This is a genomic window from Blastococcus goldschmidtiae (genome assembly GCF_031845325.1).
Lineage (GTDB): Bacteria > Actinomycetota > Actinomycetes > Mycobacteriales > Geodermatophilaceae > Blastococcus > Blastococcus goldschmidtiae.
On the sequence record NZ_JAVREI010000001.1, the window covers coordinates 929622 to 944997 of the forward strand.

At 74.4% G+C, this 15376-nt stretch carries 19 protein-coding genes; 12 read left to right on the forward strand and 7 right to left on the reverse strand.

What is annotated here, in order from left to right; genetic code table 11:
- Positions 1–59: 59 nt before the first annotated feature.
- The gene (locus RM425_RS04570; protein ID WP_311343976.1) at positions 60–353 is read left to right on the forward strand and encodes a WXG100 family type VII secretion target; all 294 of its coding nucleotides are present in this window, start codon (positions 60–62) and stop codon (positions 351–353) included.
- Between the two features lie 223 nt (positions 354–576).
- Entirely contained in the window at positions 577–1086 is a 510-nt protein-coding gene (locus RM425_RS04575) for a MaoC family dehydratase (protein ID WP_311343977.1), read from the forward strand.
- A gap of 30 nt (positions 1087–1116) precedes the next feature.
- Here RM425_RS04575 and RM425_RS04580 read toward each other — a convergent pair whose 3' ends face one another.
- On the reverse strand, positions 1117–1530 hold the full coding sequence (locus RM425_RS04580) for an NUDIX domain-containing protein (RefSeq protein ID WP_311343978.1): 414 nt from the start codon (positions 1528–1530) through the stop codon (positions 1117–1119).
- A 102-nt stretch (positions 1531–1632) separates the two neighbouring features.
- On the opposite strand from RM425_RS04580, the gene RM425_RS04585 reads away from it, so the two are divergent.
- The 6 genes from RM425_RS04585 (at position 1633) to RM425_RS04610 (ending at position 5407) form a co-directional block, all read left to right on the forward strand.
- Positions 1633–2256 carry a DUF6758 family protein gene (locus RM425_RS04585; protein ID WP_311343979.1) on the forward strand — a complete coding sequence of 208 codons (624 nt, stop codon included), beginning with the start codon at positions 1633–1635 and terminating at the stop codon, positions 2254–2256.
- Between the two features lie 174 nt (positions 2257–2430).
- Positions 2431–2589 carry a hypothetical protein gene (locus tag RM425_RS04590; RefSeq protein WP_311343980.1) on the forward strand — a complete coding sequence of 53 codons (159 nt, stop codon included), beginning with the start codon at positions 2431–2433 and terminating at the stop codon, positions 2587–2589.
- Positions 2590–2673: 84 nt separating this feature from the next.
- A complete protein-coding gene (locus RM425_RS04595; RefSeq protein ID WP_311343981.1) occupies positions 2674–3294 on the forward strand; it encodes a PH domain-containing protein in 621 nt (206 codons plus the stop codon).
- 40 nt (positions 3295–3334) lie between these two features.
- Positions 3335–4192 carry a PHP domain-containing protein gene (locus RM425_RS04600; protein ID WP_311343982.1) on the forward strand — a complete coding sequence of 286 codons (858 nt, stop codon included), beginning with the start codon at positions 3335–3337 and terminating at the stop codon, positions 4190–4192.
- 37 nt (positions 4193–4229) lie between these two features.
- Positions 4230–5087: a RecB family exonuclease gene (locus RM425_RS04605; RefSeq protein ID WP_311343983.1), complete on the forward strand. Its 858-nt coding sequence runs from the start codon at positions 4230–4232 to the stop codon at positions 5085–5087.
- Positions 5084–5407, forward strand: coding sequence for a hypothetical protein (locus RM425_RS04610; RefSeq protein ID WP_311343984.1), 324 nt, complete (start codon positions 5084–5086; stop codon positions 5405–5407). Before RM425_RS04605 ends, RM425_RS04610 begins: the two co-directional genes overlap by 4 nt.
- Here RM425_RS04610 and RM425_RS04615 read toward each other — a convergent pair.
- From RM425_RS04615 to RM425_RS04630, 4 genes are read right to left on the reverse strand one after another with little or no spacing between them, the layout of a single operon-like run.
- Positions 5397–6266 carry an oxygenase MpaB family protein gene (locus tag RM425_RS04615; RefSeq protein WP_311343985.1) on the reverse strand — a complete coding sequence of 290 codons (870 nt, stop codon included), beginning with the start codon at positions 6264–6266 and terminating at the stop codon, positions 5397–5399. The genes RM425_RS04610 and RM425_RS04615 overlap by 11 nt on opposite strands.
- On the reverse strand, positions 6263–7177 hold the full coding sequence (locus RM425_RS04620) for an alpha/beta fold hydrolase (RefSeq protein WP_311343986.1): 915 nt from the start codon (positions 7175–7177) through the stop codon (positions 6263–6265). Before RM425_RS04620 ends, RM425_RS04615 begins: the two co-directional genes overlap by 4 nt.
- Positions 7178–7221: 44 nt before the next feature.
- A complete protein-coding gene (locus tag RM425_RS04625) occupies positions 7222–8355 on the reverse strand; it encodes an outer membrane protein assembly factor BamB family protein (protein WP_311343987.1) in 1134 nt (377 codons plus the stop codon).
- Entirely contained in the window at positions 8355–9890 is a 1536-nt protein-coding gene (locus tag RM425_RS04630; protein ID WP_311343988.1) for a DEAD/DEAH box helicase, read from the reverse strand. Before RM425_RS04630 ends, RM425_RS04625 begins: the two co-directional genes overlap by 1 nt.
- A gap of 486 nt (positions 9891–10376) precedes the next feature.
- On the opposite strand from RM425_RS04630, the gene RM425_RS04635 reads away from it, so the two are divergent.
- Entirely contained in the window at positions 10377–11027 is a 651-nt protein-coding gene (locus RM425_RS04635) for a ferritin-like fold-containing protein (protein WP_311343989.1), read from the forward strand.
- A gap of 168 nt (positions 11028–11195) precedes the next feature.
- On the opposite strand, the gene RM425_RS04640 is transcribed toward RM425_RS04635, so the two are convergent.
- Together RM425_RS04640 and RM425_RS04645 are read right to left on the reverse strand one after the other, a co-directional pair.
- On the reverse strand, positions 11196–11438 hold the full coding sequence (locus tag RM425_RS04640) for a DUF3107 domain-containing protein (RefSeq protein ID WP_091765650.1): 243 nt from the start codon (positions 11436–11438) through the stop codon (positions 11196–11198).
- A 95-nt stretch (positions 11439–11533) separates the two neighbouring features.
- A complete protein-coding gene (locus RM425_RS04645; protein WP_311343990.1) occupies positions 11534–12181 on the reverse strand; it encodes a TetR/AcrR family transcriptional regulator in 648 nt (215 codons plus the stop codon).
- A gap of 70 nt (positions 12182–12251) precedes the next feature.
- Here RM425_RS04645 and RM425_RS04650 point away from each other — a divergent pair, with 70 nt between their 5' ends.
- The 3 genes from RM425_RS04650 (at position 12252) to RM425_RS04660 (ending at position 15364) form a co-directional block, all read left to right on the forward strand.
- A complete protein-coding gene (locus RM425_RS04650) occupies positions 12252–13283 on the forward strand; it encodes an alpha/beta fold hydrolase (protein WP_311343991.1) in 1032 nt (343 codons plus the stop codon).
- 256 nt (positions 13284–13539) lie between these two features.
- The gene (locus tag RM425_RS04655; protein WP_311343992.1) at positions 13540–14340 is read left to right on the forward strand and encodes a DUF3152 domain-containing protein; all 801 of its coding nucleotides are present in this window, start codon (positions 13540–13542) and stop codon (positions 14338–14340) included.
- Positions 14341–14410: 70 nt separating this feature from the next.
- Positions 14411–15364 carry a mechanosensitive ion channel family protein gene (locus tag RM425_RS04660; RefSeq protein WP_311343993.1) on the forward strand — a complete coding sequence of 318 codons (954 nt, stop codon included), beginning with the start codon at positions 14411–14413 and terminating at the stop codon, positions 15362–15364.
- Positions 15365–15376 lie beyond the last annotated feature (12 nt).

Below are 15376 nucleotides of genomic sequence, written 5' to 3' on the forward strand. Positions count from 1 at the left end.
GCTCTCGCCGCCCTACCGTTCGCCCTCGCCGGGAGGGTCCCGGACGGAGAGGAGAACCCGTGAAGGTCGACATCGCGACGCTCCAGTCGATGGCGGGGCAGTGCCGCGCCGAGGCCGGGGAGAGCACGGCGCGGACCGCCACCCTGTCGGGCAACATCAACACCTCGGTGCTCGACGGCTGGACCGACAGCCAGGCCGCCGTGCAGTTCACCGAGCTGTACGAGCAGTGGCGCCGGTCGGCCCAGGGGGTGAGCGACGCCCTCAACGGCATGGGCGGGCTGCTCACCAGCGTCGCCGGGTCCTACCAGCAGCACGAGGCCGACATGGCTGCCCGCATCGGAGCGCTGCTCTGAGTGGACGGCCGCGGTGGCCGGGACGGCGGGATCGTCGGCCCCGACCTCCGCGGCCGCCCTGCCGGGCCTCTCGGCGTGCGAGCGCACGGGCCCTCCGTAGGATCACCACCCGTCAGACGGGCCACCGGTGGTCCGTGGTGGGCGGTGGGCTGCCGGGTGCCGGTCGGCCTGCGCGCTGCCACGTGCCGGTACCCGCACGCGCGTCGAGGTCGGGAGCACGCACATGCAGTTCGGTCGGTACTACGAAGAGTTCGAGGTCGGCGCGGTCTACAAGCACTGGCCCGGGAAGACCGTCACGGAGTACGACGACCACCTCTTCTGCCTCATCACGATGAACCACCACCCGCTGCACATGGACGTGAACTACGCGGAGAACACCACCGACTTCGGCAAGAACGTCGTCGTCGGCAACTACATCTACTCGCTGCTGCTCGGCATGAGCGTCGCCGATGTCTCCGGCAAGGCCATCGCCAACCTGGAGGTCGAGTCGCTGCGGCACGTCGCGCCGACCTTCCACGGCGACACGATCTACGGCGAGACGACGGTCCTCGACAAGACCGAGTCCAAGTCCAAGGACGACCGCGGCGTCGTGTACGTCGAGACCATCGGCTACAAGCAGGACGGCACGATCGTCTGCGTCTTCCGCCGCAAGGTCATGGTGCCCAAGCGCTCCTACGGCGAGGCCCGTGGCGGCGAGCAGCCCGGCCGCCCGGAGCCCACGCCCCGCGGCTGAGCCGCGCCCCGCTGCCGGCCGGGGAGAACCTCAGGCCGGCAGCGCACCCCATTGGCGCAACGTCTCCAGCAGACGCGGCGTGCAGGACAGGCCGTCCCTCGTGGCGGCGTCGGCGAACAGCGCGTCGGCGGCGTCGTCACCGGCCACCGGCTCGGCCGGCGGCCCGACCAGGGTGCACACGAAGTCGGTGACGTCGTAGACGACGCCGTCCCCGGGGATCGACAGCCGCCCCGCCACCGCACCCGGGCGCACGGCCAGGCCGGTCTCCTCGCGCACCTCCCGGACGACGGCGTCCTCGAGCGTCTCGCCCGGCTCCACCCGCCCGCCGGGCACCGACCAGAGCCCGGCCGACGGCGCGTGGCCGCGCCGGATCAGCAGCAGCCGGCCGGCGTCGTCCAGCACGACCGCCCCCACGCACCGCACCACCAGGAGCTCCGCAGCCATGACCGGCACGCTACGGGCCGCCCCCGCCCGCGGGGGGCGATCCCGGCCCGCCCCCGGGGCACCGCTTGACGATTCGGGTCGGCCACAGGACGGTATTGCGCGATGAGCGTCTCGCCGGTCTGCCCCCGCTGCGGCGAGCAGTTGCAGGTGCGGCCCGGATCGGCGGCGCAGGCGTGGTGCCACCTGCACGGCGCCGTCACCCCGCTGCACCACACCGTGCTCGTGGCTCACGACGCCATCGCCGCCGTCACCGCCGACGCCCGGGTGCCGGCCTGGGTGCCCGACCCGATGCCGGCCGGCTGGGCGGTGACCGGGCTGGCCTGGGGCGGGGAGCCCGGTGCCCGGGCGATCGTCGTCGACACCGCCGGGCCCGCGCCGCTGGGCGGCTCGGCCGAACTGGTGCTGGTCGCCGAGGAGCCGGGCACGGGCGTGGGCTGCGGGTACGCCGGGCTGCCGGGACTGGACCCCGGCGACGTGATCTCCGGCCCGTCCTCGGTCGCCGTCGAGGCGGCCGGTCAGCGCGCCCCGCTGTGGGCCGTCCCGACCACCGACGACCGCGCCGCCTTCGTGGGCGAGGCCTACGGCGTCTGGCTGTGGCTGGTGACCTGGCCGATGAACGCCGCCTGGCTGCTCGCCGAGGAGCCACGGCTGCTGGACCTGCGGGAACGCATCTACCCCGACCTGCCGCTGGGTCCGCCGAGCGAGCACCTGCTGCCCGGGAGCTGACCGGGACGCGACGGACCGGCCCGCCTCGGTTCATGATCGGCGCGTCGCGGGGGGTGGCCCCTGGGGTCTGTGTTACCCATGGGACGAACGCGTCCGCCCCACGTCCGGGCGGGTCTTCCCATGCAGGCCGGCGCTCCCGTCGGCCTGTCCGTTCGAGCCCCCTCGGAGGTGGCGGTGAACCTGAAGAAGGTCCTCACCTGGCTCCTGGTCGCCTTCGTGGTCTGGTACGTCATCCAGAACCCCGAGGGTTCCGCGGAGATCGTGCGCAACGCCGGAACGGCCCTCGGGGACGCGGCGACGTCCCTCTCCGAGTTCGTCGGCTCCCTCGCCTGAGGACCTCGTGACCGAGCTTGCGAGGTCACGCAGGGATACAGCACCCCTGGGCACGTGGCCGACGAGCGCCAGCGAGGAGGGCACGTGACCGCTTCCCCGGTGCTGCCCGGCCGCGCCAGCAAGGACGCCGACAAGTACCTGCTCCCCGGCGAGCACGTCGTCCTGGCCACCCGGCGGCACTGGGCCGTGCTCATCGAGCCGACGCTGCGCTTCCTGCCGGTGTTCGCCGTCGGCGGGTGGTTCTTCCTCCTCGACCCGGACAACGCGTTCACCAGCGTGGTCGGGCTGGTCGTGCTGCTCGGCGCCCTCGTCTACTACGCGCTGCGCGTCGGCGAGTGGTGGATGCGGCACTTCATCGTCACGCGGCGGCGGGTGCTGCTGACCTCGGGCGTCATCGTCCGCACCGTCACGCTGCTGCCGCTGCGCCGGATCACCGACCTGACGTGGGAGGAGACCTTCTTCGGCCAGATCCTCGGCTACGGCAGCTTCCGGTTCGAGTCCGCCGGCCAGGACCAGGCGCTGCGGCACATCACCTTCATGCCGGACGCGAAGAAGGTCTACAAGGAGGTCAGCGGCCTGCTGTTCAGCGCCGACTGGGGCGGCGCGGCCAGCGGGGACGACGAGGGCAACCCCGATCCGCCGCCGGCGCCGCCGCCCGTGCGGCGGGACACCGAACCGATCCCGCCGCTGCCGCCGGGGCCGTGAGCCCGGCGGACCGGAGCCCGGTGCGGCAGGCTGGACGCCGATGCTCATCGACCTGCACACCCACTCCTCGGTGTCCGACGGCACCGAGACGCCCGCCGAGCTGATGCTCACCGCGCGGGCGGCCGGGCTGGACGTCGTCGCGCTGACCGACCACGACACCACCGACGGCTGGGCGGCCGCTCAGGACGCCCGGCCCGCCGGACTCACCGTCGTGCCGGGGATGGAGCTCTCCTGCCGCTGGTTTCCCGACGACCAGCCGCCGATCAGCGTGCACCTGCTCGCCTACCTGTTCGACCCGGACTCACCGGCGCTGTCGGCGGAGCGGGCACGGCTGCGCGAGGAGCGGCTGAGCCGGGGGGAGCGGATCGTCGAGGCGCTGGCCGCGGACGGCTACCCGGTGCTGTGGGCCGAGATCGTCGAGGCCTCGGCCGGCGGTGTCGTCGGCCGCCCGCACGTCGCCCGCGCCCTCGTGCGGGCCGGGGTCGTCGAGTCCGTCGACGCCGCCTTCGCCACGCTGCTGCACCACCGCAGCCCCTACTACGTCACCAAGGCCGACACCGACGTCCGGCAGGGCATCGCGCTGGTCCGGGCGGCCGGGGGAGTGCCGGTGTTCGCGCACGGGCTGGCGACCAAGCGCGGCCGGGTGGTCGGCGACGACGCGGTGGCGGCCATGGCCGAGGCGGGCCTGCTGGGCCTGGAGGTCGACCACCCCGACCACAGCGACGAGGAACGACGGCACCTGCGCGGGCTGGCCGCCGACCTCGGGCTGATCGTCACCGGCTCCAGCGACTACCACGGCTCGAACAAGACGACGCCCATCGGCGTCTGCGCCACCGATCCCGCGCAGTTCGAGGCCCTCGTGGCCGCCGGGACCGGCGCCGCGCCGTTCCGCGACTGACCGCGGACCGTCGGCCCCGCTCGCTACCGTGGCGGGCATGCGCAACCCCTCGGACGCCGGGCAGTCCGTGCTGCCGGGCATGCCGCGACGGCTGCTCAGGGCCTCGCCCAAGTCGCTGGCCGACTTCTCGGACTGCCCGCGGCGCTACCGCCACGCCAACGTCGACCGGCCCAGCCCGCCGCGTGGTCCGCGGTTCGCCCACCACACGGTGGGGACGGCGCTGCACCAGGCGCTCACGCAGTGGTACGACCTGCCCGTGGAGCGCCGGACGCCCGCGTCGGCGCGGCAGCTGCTGTACGCGGCCTGGTCGCCGGCCGGGTTCCGCGACGACGAGCAGTCCGATGCCTGGCGGGCGCGCGCGGCCGGCTGGCTCACCGACTTCGTCGCCGACCTCGATCCCGCGGTGGAGCCCCGGGCCCGGGAGCGCACGGTGAGCACGACCACCGAGCGCATGACGCTGTCGGGGCGGGTCGACCGCATCGACGAGCGGGGCGAGGAGCTCGTGGTCGTCGACTACAAGACCGGGCGCAACCCCAGCACCGACGACGAGGCGCGCGGCTCGCAGGCCCTGGCCCTCTACGTCCTCGCCGTCCGCCGCACCCTGCGCCGTCCCTGTTCCCGGGTGGAGCTGCACCACGTGCCGACCGGGACGGTCGCGGCCTTCGAGCACACCGAGCGGTCGCTGGCCAACCACGCCCGCCGGGCCGAGGACGTCGCCATCGACATCGGCGCCGCGTTGCAGGCGGTGGACGACGGTCAGGACCCCGACGTGGCCTTCCCGACCGTGCCCGGCCGGCAGTGCGGCTGGTGCGACTTCCGGCCGGCCTGCGCGGCGGGCCAGGCCGCGACCCCGGCCCGCGAGCCGTGGAGCTTCCTCGCCGAGGAGGACCGGTGACCCCGCCGGCCGCGCACCGCAGGGCGGTGCCCGCACTGCTGTGGGGAGCGACGGCGCTCGCCGTCGTCATCGCGGTGGTGCTCGTGGTGCCGGCCGTCTCGGACTCGGGCGGGTGGGCCGCCGTGCTCCTGGGCGTGCCCGTGGCCCTGTGTCTCGTCGCCGTGGCCACGGTCCGGACCACGTGGAGCCGGGCCGTGACGTGGACGGCGGCGGCCGCCGTGCTGGTCTGGTCGCTGGTCCTGGGGCTCGGCATCGGCCTGGTCTTCCTGCCGGTCGCCGCGCTGCTCGCCGCCGCCGCGGCCCGGGACGTCAGGCGCTGAGCCGCTCCGCGCCCACCCGGTCGAAGCCGGCCCACACGATGGGCGAGCGCTGCGCTCGGCGCGGCAGCAGCAGCAGCGTCTGCCGGAACGTCCGCAGGGCGGGGGTGGCCGCGGCGTCGGTCAGCCCGAGACCCGGCAGGGAGTACATCCGCCGGGCCCACACCGGCAGCAGCGCGACCGCCAGCGACGCCAGTCCACCCCACGCGGGCTGGGCCGGCGTCAGGTACCGCACCCACGTCGGCATCGGCGGCAGCACGACCAGCCGGTGGGCGTCGCGCGCGGCAGGAGTGGCGGCCAGCTCGGGTTGCATCCGGTCGAAGTAGGCCGCCAGGTCCGCGGTCGAGCCGGGCACGTCGGCAGGATCCACGCCCACGAGCGCCGCCGCGGTGACCTGCTCGGCGACGTAGCGGTCGGCGTCGTCGTCGGTCAGCGGCACGCCGGCACGGCGGGCGACCGACAGCAGGGAGTCGACCTCGCAGCAGTGCACCCACAGCAGCAGGTCGGGGTCGTCGACCCGGTAGCTGCGGCCGGTCGTCTCCTCGGTGCCGCCCAGCCGGCGGTGGATGCCGCGCACGCGGGCCACCGCCCGCACCGCCTCGGTCCGGGTGCCGAAGGTGAGCGTGTCGACGTAGGTTGCGGTGCGGATCAGCCGCGGCCAGGGTTCCTGGGTGAACCCCACGGAGTTCTGCGCGACGCCGTCCATGGCCACCGGGTGCAGCGCCTGCAGCAGCAGGGCGCGCAGGCCGCCGACGGAGAACGACGGGTCGGCGTGCACCCGCCAGGTCACGCTGTCCGGACCGAAGAAGCCGAGCCGGTCCTCCTCGTCGGTCCACTCCGTCCGCGACGGCAGCCGGATCACGACGCGGTCGGAACGCTGGACCAGAAGTCGCAGAGGATCTCGAGGGTCCGCGGCGGATTCTCGACGGCGGGGGAATGGATCGAGTTCCGGATGACCTCGTGCCGGGCGCCCAGCCGCTTCGCCATGTCCTCCTGCACGTGCGGCATCCAGGCGTCGTCGGCCTCGCCGTGCGCGACGAGCAGCGGCATGCCGGTGGCCTTCAGCTCCTCGACGCGGTCGGGCTCGGAGAGCATCGCGTCGGCCATGCCGCGGAGCCCGGCGCCGGAGTTGCGCAGGAAGCGGCGGGTGTAGAACTCGCGGGTCGGTGCCGGCACGGCCTGCGCCTTCGGGTCGGTCATGGACATCTGCTCCATGGTCGAGTGCACCAGCGCCACGCCTCCGGCCTCCAGCAGTGGACCGAGGTGGTCCAGCAGCTCGGCGCGTCCCCCGGTGAGCTGCGCCGGGCCCGAGCCCAGCAGCGTGAAGGACCGGAACAGCTCCGGCGCGGTCAGCACCGCCGCCCGGGTGACCAGGCCGCCGAAGCTGTGGCCCAGCAGGTGCACCGGGCCACCGGCCTCGCCGCCCAGCACGCGGGCGACGGCGACGACGTCCTCGGCGAGCTCGGCCACCGTGTAACGGGCGGGGTCGTCCGGGCCGGGCGACTCGTACTGACCGCGCTGGTCGAGGGCCACTACCCGGTAGCCGGAGGCGGCCAGCGGCGCCAGCAGCGGTGCGAAGTCCTCCTTGCTGCCGGTGTACCCCGCGACCATGAGGACGGTGCCCTCGGCGCCGGGGCCGGTGTCCAGGGCCGCGAGCGGCCCGGCGCCGCCGTCGAACGTGCGGGCGGCGGCGTCGTGGGCAGCCAGCTGGCGCAGGTCGTCGGGAGCGATGGCGAGCGAGATCGGGGTATCGGAACCGCCGGGCAGGACCATGCCTCCCAGTGAACCGCGATCTCGCCGCGGGCGTCGCGCCGGGGTCAGCGGTACCCGCGCACCTCGTCGGCCAGGCGGAGGACCACGACCGGCCCGAGAGCCGACGCGACGCCGTCGGCCGGCACGTCCGGGGCCGGCAGACGCCCGAGCTCGGCGCCGGTCAGCGGGTCCAGCCGTACGAATCCCTCGGCCGTGGGCACGACCAGCTCCGCCGTCTCCGCCGGGGCGGCCGCAGGCAGCCCCACCGCCGGGGTGGTCCAGCGGGTGGCGCCCGACGCCGGATCGACCGCCGACAGCGTGTTCCCGGTCCGCACCAGCACCAGCCCCGCGGCCGGGATCTGCCCGACCGCCTCCTCGGGAGCGACCGGCAGGCTCGTCCGGAGTCCGCCACCGCCCGGCGCGAACAACCGCACCTCACCGGGGACGCGCACGCCGACCAGATCGTCGGCGCCCAGCAGCGACACCTCCGCACCCTGCGGCACCGGGACGTCGACCGTCCAGTGCTCGGACCCCTCGAAGCCGTCGTACAGCCGCAGCTGCACGGCGTCGGCGTCCGCGCAGCGCTGCAGCACGGCGACGCCTGCGCTGCCGGCCACGGCATCCAGCCAGCGGCACCCCTCCGGGGCGCCGGCCCGCCACCGGACGTTGTTGCCGCGGGGTTCGAAGGTCAGGACGCCGGTCGGGCTGCTGGCCAGGACGATCGACGCGGTGGAGCCCAGGGTGGCGTCGCCCCGCAGGTCCAGGCTGCGGGTCCAGGCACGCACACCTGTGCCCGCCTCCAGGGCGACCGCCTCGTCGCAGCGCCCGGCGGTGCGGAACACCGCGACCGCCACGCCGTCGGTGACCGTCAGGTCGCACAGCTGCGCGTTGCTCCGCGTGTAGGACCAGGCCTCCTCGCCGGTCGCGGCGTCCAGGCCGCGCACGCCGTGCTCCGAGCCGAGGATCACCCGGCCGTCCTCGACGACGTCGGCGGGCACCGGGTCGCCCTCGGCCGACCATGCCTCCTCCACGCCACCGGCCGGCGTCCCCCGGAGGACGTCGGCCGGTGCGGAGGTGGTGCTCTCGGTGGCCGCCGCGTCGGAGTTCCGCCACAGCATGGCCGCGACGACGACGAGCGCCAGGGTGGCCGCGATCCACAGCCACGCCCGCAGGGGCGGACGGGACGGCGACCTCGGCATCAGGCGTCGGCGGCCGGCTCCGCGCCACCGCGGGAGGCGCCGCCACGACGGCGACGACGACGGCGCGGCCGGGCGTCACCGCTCTCGCCGCCCTGCGCCTGCGGTGCGCCGTCCGAGCCGGACTCCGCAGGAGCCGCGGACTCGCCGCCGGCGCCCGAGCCGCTCCCGGTGCGGGTGCGCCGGCGGGGCCGGCTCTTGCCGGCGCCGGACGGGCCCTCGGCAGTGCGCTCGCCCCCGGCGGGGCGCTCGCCGTCGCCGCGACCGCGGGAGCCGCTGTCCGAGCCGCCGGCGGGGCGGTTGCGCTTGCCGGTCTCGCCCAGGTCCTCGAGGGTCTCGGCCTCCAGGCCCTCCCGCGTCCGCTGCGAGCGGGGCAGCCGGCCCTTCGCGCCCTCGGGGACGTCCAGGTCGGTGTAGACCCACGGCGAGGTGGAGTAGGTCTCCGGCGGGTCGTCGAAGCCCAGGTCCAGCGCCTTGTTGATCAGCTGCCAGCGGGGGATGTCGTCCCAGTCGACCAGCGTGACCGCGACACCGGTGCTGCCGGCCCGGCCGGTGCGGCCGATGCGGTGCACGTAGGTCTTCTCGTCCTCGGGGCACTGGTAGTTCACGACGTGGCTGACGCCGGTGACGTCGATGCCACGGGCGGCGACATCGGTGGCGACCAGGACGTCGACCTTCCCGCTGCGGAACGCCCGGAGCGCCTGCTCGCGGGCGCCCTGCCCCAGGTCGCCGTGCACGGCGGCCGCGGCGAACCCGCGGTCGACCAGCTCGTCGGCGACCTTCTGCGCGGTGCGCTTGGTGCGGCAGAAGACCATCACCAGGCCGCGGTCGCGCGACTGCAGCACCCGGGAGAGCAGCTCGGGCTTGTCCAGGTTGTGCGCCCGGTAGATGAACTGGGTGGTCTGCGGGACCGTCGAGCCCTCGTCGTTGCCGTGCGCCCGGATGTGCGTCGGCTGGGTCATGAACGTCCGCGACAGGGTCACGATCGGCCCGGGCATCGTGGCCGAGAACAGCATCGTCTGCCGCTTCTCCGGGACCATCGCCAGCACCCGCTCGATGTCGGGCAGGAAGCCCAGGTCGAGCATCTCGTCGGCCTCGTCGAGGACCAGCGCCTTGACCTTGCCGAGGATCAGATCGCCCCGCTGCGCCAGGTCCAGCAGCCGGCCCGGCGTGCCGACGACGACCTCGACCCCGTTGCGCAGCGCCTCGATCTGCGGCTCGAACGCGCGGCCGCCGTAGATGGCCTGCACGCGGATGCCGCGCTTGGTGCCGGCGGCGCCGAGGTCGCGGGCCACCTGCACGCACAACTCACGGGTGGGGACGACGACCAGCGCCTGCGGGACGCCGTCGCCACCCTCGGCCGGCGGCGTGACCCGCTGCAGCATCGGCACGCCGAAGCCCAGGGTCTTGCCGGTGCCGGTGCGCGCCTGGCCGATGAGGTCGTTGCCGGCCAGTGCGAGCGGGAGGGTGAGCTCCTGGATGGCGAAGGTCCGGGTGATTCCGGCCTCGGCCAGCGCGGCCACGATGTCGGGGTGCACGTCGAAGTCGCTGAACAGCGGGCTGTCCGGGGCGACGGGAGCGCCGCCCAGGGACTCGACGGTCTGCTCGAGCTGCTCGGGGTCGGGGGCGCCGGTCTCGGCGTGCTCCAGCTCGACGGCCGGGATGTCGGAGATGGGGGTGTCGTTCTCGGTGGAGGTCAGCGGTCTCGCCTCTGGTCTGCGGGGGGAGAGGTCCCGGCGCGCTCGCGGCGTCGGACCTGTCCCGGGTCGGTTGTCGCGGGATCTGTTCCAGCGCCGACGCGGCCAGCATGACCGGGCGTCCCTGCGGGACCTGCCCGGGAGACGGCCCCGGAGGGGGCGTCGTCCGACGGTCGTCAGCGCACGAATTCACGGTGAACCGTGTGGCCCACCGGCGCCCATGGTAGCGCGGGGCACCGGTTAGCCTCTGCCCGCCGCACGCATGATGTGGTCTGCCCCACTCGTGGGGGGAGTGTCGCTGCACCCGCCCGAGCCGAGGAGACCTGCGTGAGCCAGCCCGAGCCCGGAGCCGTCGTCGACCTGCTGGGTGTGCTGGCCTACGCGGAGCTGACCGCCTTCGACCGGCTCGCCGAGGACGCCCGGCTGGCCCCCACGCTCGACGGCCGGGCCGCGCTGGCCCGGATGGCGGCGGCCGAGATCGGCCACCACATCTGCCTCACCGAGCGGCTGATCGAGCTGGGCGCCGACCCGGCAGCGGCGATGGCGCCCTTCACCTCCGCGCTGGACACCTTCCACGAGAGCACCCGGCCGAGCACCTGGCTCGAGGGGCTGGTCAAGGCCTACGTCGGCGACGGGCTCGCCGCGGACTTCTACCGGGAGATCGCGGCCTTCCTGCCCGAACCCGACCGGGCGCTCGTGCTGGAGGTGCTCGACGACACCGGGCACGCCGACTTCGCCGTCCGCGAGGTGCGTGCGGCCATCGAGGCGGACCGCCGGCTGGCCGGGCGCCTGGCGCTCTGGGGACGGCGCCTCGTCGGCGAGGCCATCACCCGCTCGCAGGCGGTCATCGCCGAACACGACGGGCTCGCCGAGCTGATCATCACCGGGACCGGTGACCTGGCCGGCGTCGGCCGGTTGATCGAGCGGATCACCAGCGCCCACACCGAACGCATGACCGCACTCGGCCTCAATCCATGAGAACGCCAGCGGGGCGATCCGCCGGATCGCCCCGCTGGCGTTCTGTTGTGTTGCTCTGTCGTGGCGAGTGGGGCCCGAAGGGTCCCGCGCAGCCCCGACGCAACGGCTCAACGGCGGTCGGGGACGGCCACTGGCCGCGGTGTCGGCCGGAGGCCGACAGTGTTATTGCTAGGCGGTGCCGCCGGCGATGAAGCCGACCCGGCGCTGGTCGGCCTGCGCGATCTCGACGTAGGCGATGCGGTCGACCGGGACGACGATGCGCCGGCCCCGTTCGTCGACGAGCGTCAGCAGGCCGTCCTTGGTGGTGCCGGACATCGCTGCCGACACCTCTGCAGCGATCTCGTCAGGGGTCTTGGGGCTGTCGATGACCAGCTCCCGGGGGGAGTGCTGGACGCCGATCTTGACTTCCACGTGGGCGATGCCTCCTCGGTTCGCGCGACTGCCCCCAACGCTAGTCCAGCCGCGCGACGGGGGACCGCCGGGACAGATGCGCCGACAGCGAACGCTCAGTCGGGGGCGTGGCCGCCGTCGATGCGCGGGACGCCGGAGATGCCCCGCCAGGCCAGCGCCGACATGAGCGACACGGCCTCGTCACGGGAGACGGTCCCCTTGCGGGGCAGCCACCAGCGGGCGCTGGTCTCGGCCAGACCGGTCAGTCCGGAGGCCAGCAGCAGCGCCCGCTCGGGGTCTGCGCCGGTGTCCGCGGCGATCACCTCGGCGATGGCCTCCACGCACCGGCCGATGCCGCGGTCGACGATCGCCCGCACCTCGGCGTCGTTGCGCAGGTCGGACTCGAAGACCAGGCGGAAGGCCTCGCCGTCGGCGTCGATGAAGTCGAAGTACGCGCCGACGGCCGCGTCCACCCGCGCCCGGTTGTTGTCGGTGGCGGCCATGGCGTCGGCGACGCGGTCGGCGAGCCCGGAGACCTGCTCCTCCAGCAGTGCCAGGTACAGCTCCCGCTTGCCGGGGAAGTGCTGGTAGAGGACCGGCTTGCTCACCCCGGCGCGGTCGGCGATGTCGTCCATCGCGGCCGCGTGGAAGCCCTGGGCGACGAACACGTCCTGGGCCGCCCGCAGCAGCTGGACGCGGCGGGCGCCCCGGGGGAGGCGGGCCGTACGGCGGTTCGCCGCGGGCGCGGGGGATGGCGGATGCATGGCACGGGGATGCTACCGACGGGTTCGTGCCCCGCATCCCGCGCTCCACCGCTGGATTACCGTCGAGGTGATGTCCGACATGCCCGGGTCCGACGTCGGCGGGGCGCCGTCCGTCGTGGATGCACCTGATTCGGCGACCCCCCTCCCGCAGGTGGGGCACCTCCGTCCGCCGTGGCCGGGGCAGGAGCTCCCCGTCGGCGGCGGCGAGGTCTTCGTCCGGTGCACGCCGTGGACCGGACCCGTCGACGGCGAGCGGGCCGGCGCCCCGCGCGAGCGGGCGCTGTACGTGCACGGTCTGGGTGGCGCCTCGACCAACTGGACCGACCTCGCGGGGCTGCTGGCCGTCCGCCTCGAGGGCTGGGCCATCGACCTGCCCGGATTCGGGCACTCCCGGCCGCCGCCGCGGGGGCGGTACTCGATCCGCGGTCACGTCCGCGCCGTCGTCGACGTCCTCGAGCACATCCGCCGGCAGCCGGGGGAGGCCGAGGGCTGCCCGGTGCACCTGCTGGGCAACTCGCTCGGCGGCCTGGTCAGCCTGGTCGTCGCCGCTCGCCGGCCCGATCTGGTGGGGTCCCTGACGCTGATCTCCCCGGCCATGCCGGTGTACCGGGTGCCCCCCGCCTTCAGCCGGGCGCTGCTGCTCCTGCTGCTGCCGGGGGCCACGTCGCTCGCCGAGCGCCGCCTCGCCGGGGTCACCCCGGAGCAGAACGTGCGGTCGATGATCCGGATGTGCTTCGGCCGGCCCGACCGGGTGCCGAGGGAGCGGGTCGAGCAGGCGGTCGAGGAGATGCGCATCCGCGCGGAGCAGCCGTGGGCCGACCGCGCGCTCGCCGGCAGCATGCGGGCGCTGATCACCTCCTACCTGCGCGTGGGCCGCGCCAACGCCTGGCGGATGGCCGGGGGGCTGCAGCAGCCGACGCTGGTCATCTGGGGCGGCCGGGACCGGCTGGTCGATCCGGCGCTGGCCCCGAAGCTGGCGGCGGCCATCCCCGACGCGCGGCTGCGGGTGTTCGAGGACATCGGCCACGTGGCGATGCTCGAGGCGCCGGAGCCGACGGCGCGTGCCGTGCTCGGCATGCTCGAGGCGCTGCCCGGCGGGTGAATACGCTCGAGCGCTGCCCGGCGGCCGAGGACGCCCCATGTCTCCGGCTGCGGCCGACACACCACGCAGCGTGAGACCCTGGGCCGGATCGTCGATCGGAAGGCCAGGGAGGTCGGGAGTGCCGGATCGCCGCACCGACGGCCGGACCGATCTCCGGGGTCGTCTGGGCCGCCCGCCTGCCCGGAGCCGCTCCGGACCACTGGCCGCCGCACCGGACCCCGGCAGGCCACGCGCACGGGCCTCGGCCGACGGCCCCGTGCGCGGCTTCGTGCGCCGGTACGGCTGGCGTGCCTATGCCGTCCCTCTGCTGACCCTGGCCACGCTCGCCGCGCTCGTCGACATCGCCGTCGACCGGCCCACGGACATCGGCACCGACCCCGCCGGGACCGCCGGCGTGACCGGGGCGCCGACCCCGTCGGTCCTCCCGATGCCCGACGACGGCCGCCCGGCCGATGCGCCCGCCCAGGGGGACGCCGAGCCGAGCGAGCTGTCGGCACCGGCGGACGCCGCGGCCTACGTGGAGCGGGGCGCCGGGACCGTCTCCGTCGTCGACGGGAGCTCGCCGGTATACGGGACCGGGCCGCTGCGGCGCTTCGTGGTCGAGATCGAGGACGGCATCGACGTCGACGGCGCCGGGTTCGCCGATGCCGTCGAGGAGACGCTGGGCGACCCGCGCTCGTGGGGCAGCGGCGGGCGGATGTCCTTCCAGCGGGTCGGCGCCGCGGCGGCCGCGGCGGGTGAGTACGAGTTCCGCGTGTCGCTGGTCAGCCCGGGGAGCATGGAGACCTACTGCCCGGGCGTGGGGACCGGTGGCTACACGTCCTGCCGCTACGGCGAGCGCGCGGTCATCAACCTGGCCCGCTGGGCGACCGCCGTCCCGCACTACGACGGCGACGTCGCCACCTACCGGCGGTACGTCGTCAACCACGAGGTGGGGCACGCGCTCGGCAACCGGGAGCACCCGCCGTGTCCTGGCGCCGGTCAGCTCGCACCCGTCATGCAGCAGCAGACGCTGGGCCTCGACGGCTGCGTCAAGAACGCGTGGCCGTACCCGTAGGTTGCGTCTCCGGTGGCCCGTTCGGGCAGCCTCCGGCCCTCGCTCGCTGACCGCCCAGCACACTGACGGCATGACCGTCGAGGTGTTCGGGCAGGAGATCCGGCTGCTGTTCCTCAGCGAGGAGAACGGCATCAAGCTGCTGCTCACCTTCGGGCTGGTGCTGGCCTTGATCCTGCTCCGGTGGGCGTTCCGGTTCCTCGCCCGCGTCCTGCTGCGCGGCTGGCGCAACGAGCGGACCAGGTTCTGGACCCGGCAGGGGATCAACCTGTTCGTGGCCGTCCTGCTGTTCCTCGGCTTCCTGTCGATCTGGTTCGACGACCCGACCCGGCTCGCCACCGGGATCGGGCTGGTCACCGCGGGCCTCGCGTTCGCGCTGCAGAAGGTCATCACCGCGCTCGCGGGCTACGTGGTCATCCTCCGCGGGGACACGTTCAACGTCGGGGACCGGATCACGCTGGGCGGCGTCCGGGGCGACGTCATCGCGCTGGGCTTCGTCCGCACCACCATCATGGAGATGGGCCAGCCGCCCGCCGTCCAGAACGCCGATCCCGCGCAGTGGGTCAGGAGCCGGCAGTACACCGGTCGGGTGGTGACGGTCACGAACGACAAGGTGTTCGACGAGGCCGTCTACAACTACACCCGCGACTTCCCCTACCTGTGGGAGGAAATCACGCTGCCGATCCGCTACCAGGACGACCGCACGCGCGCCGAGGCGATCCTCTTGGCCGCGGCGCGGCGGCACACCGTGGCCGCCGAGGACATGCCGGCCGAGGCGCTGGCCCAGATGCGCCAGAAGTACTTCGTCCGCGGGGCCGATCTCGAACCGAAGGTGTACTGGCGGCTGACCGACAACTGGCTCGAGCTCACCGTCCGTTTCCTCACCGGCGTGTACGGGGTGCGCGACGTCAAGGACCAGATGGCCCGGGAGCTCCTGGTCGAGCTCGACGAGGCGGGCATCGGCCTGGCATCGGCCACGTTCGAGGTCGTCGGCCTGCCGCCGCTCCGCGTCACCCCGGATGCCTGAACGGGTCCACGG

What these genes read in the sequence shown, in the direction of transcription:
- RM425_RS04660 (WP_311343993.1), top strand. Translation starts at nt 14,411, where the DNA reads ATGACCGTCGAGGTGTTCGGGCAGGAGATCCGGCTGCTGTTCCTCAGC.
- RM425_RS04645 (WP_311343990.1), bottom strand. Translation starts at nt 12,181, where the DNA reads ATGCATCCGCCATCCCCCGCGCCCGCGGCGAACCGCCGTACGGCCCGC.
- RM425_RS04600 (WP_311343982.1), top strand. Translation starts at nt 3,335, where the DNA reads ATGCTCATCGACCTGCACACCCACTCCTCGGTGTCCGACGGCACCGAG.
- RM425_RS04650 (WP_311343991.1), top strand. Translation starts at nt 12,252, where the DNA reads ATGTCCGACATGCCCGGGTCCGACGTCGGCGGGGCGCCGTCCGTCGTG.
- RM425_RS04580 (WP_311343978.1), bottom strand. Translation starts at nt 1,530, where the DNA reads ATGGCTGCGGAGCTCCTGGTGGTGCGGTGCGTGGGGGCGGTCGTGCTG.
- RM425_RS04620 (WP_311343986.1), bottom strand. Translation starts at nt 7,177, where the DNA reads ATGGTCCTGCCCGGCGGTTCCGATACCCCGATCTCGCTCGCCATCGCT.
- RM425_RS04585 (WP_311343979.1), top strand. Translation starts at nt 1,633, where the DNA reads ATGAGCGTCTCGCCGGTCTGCCCCCGCTGCGGCGAGCAGTTGCAGGTG.
- RM425_RS04625 (WP_311343987.1), bottom strand. Translation starts at nt 8,355, where the DNA reads ATGCCGAGGTCGCCGTCCCGTCCGCCCCTGCGGGCGTGGCTGTGGATC.
- RM425_RS04605 (WP_311343983.1), top strand. Translation starts at nt 4,230, where the DNA reads ATGCGCAACCCCTCGGACGCCGGGCAGTCCGTGCTGCCGGGCATGCCG.
- RM425_RS04575 (WP_311343977.1), top strand. Translation starts at nt 577, where the DNA reads ATGCAGTTCGGTCGGTACTACGAAGAGTTCGAGGTCGGCGCGGTCTAC.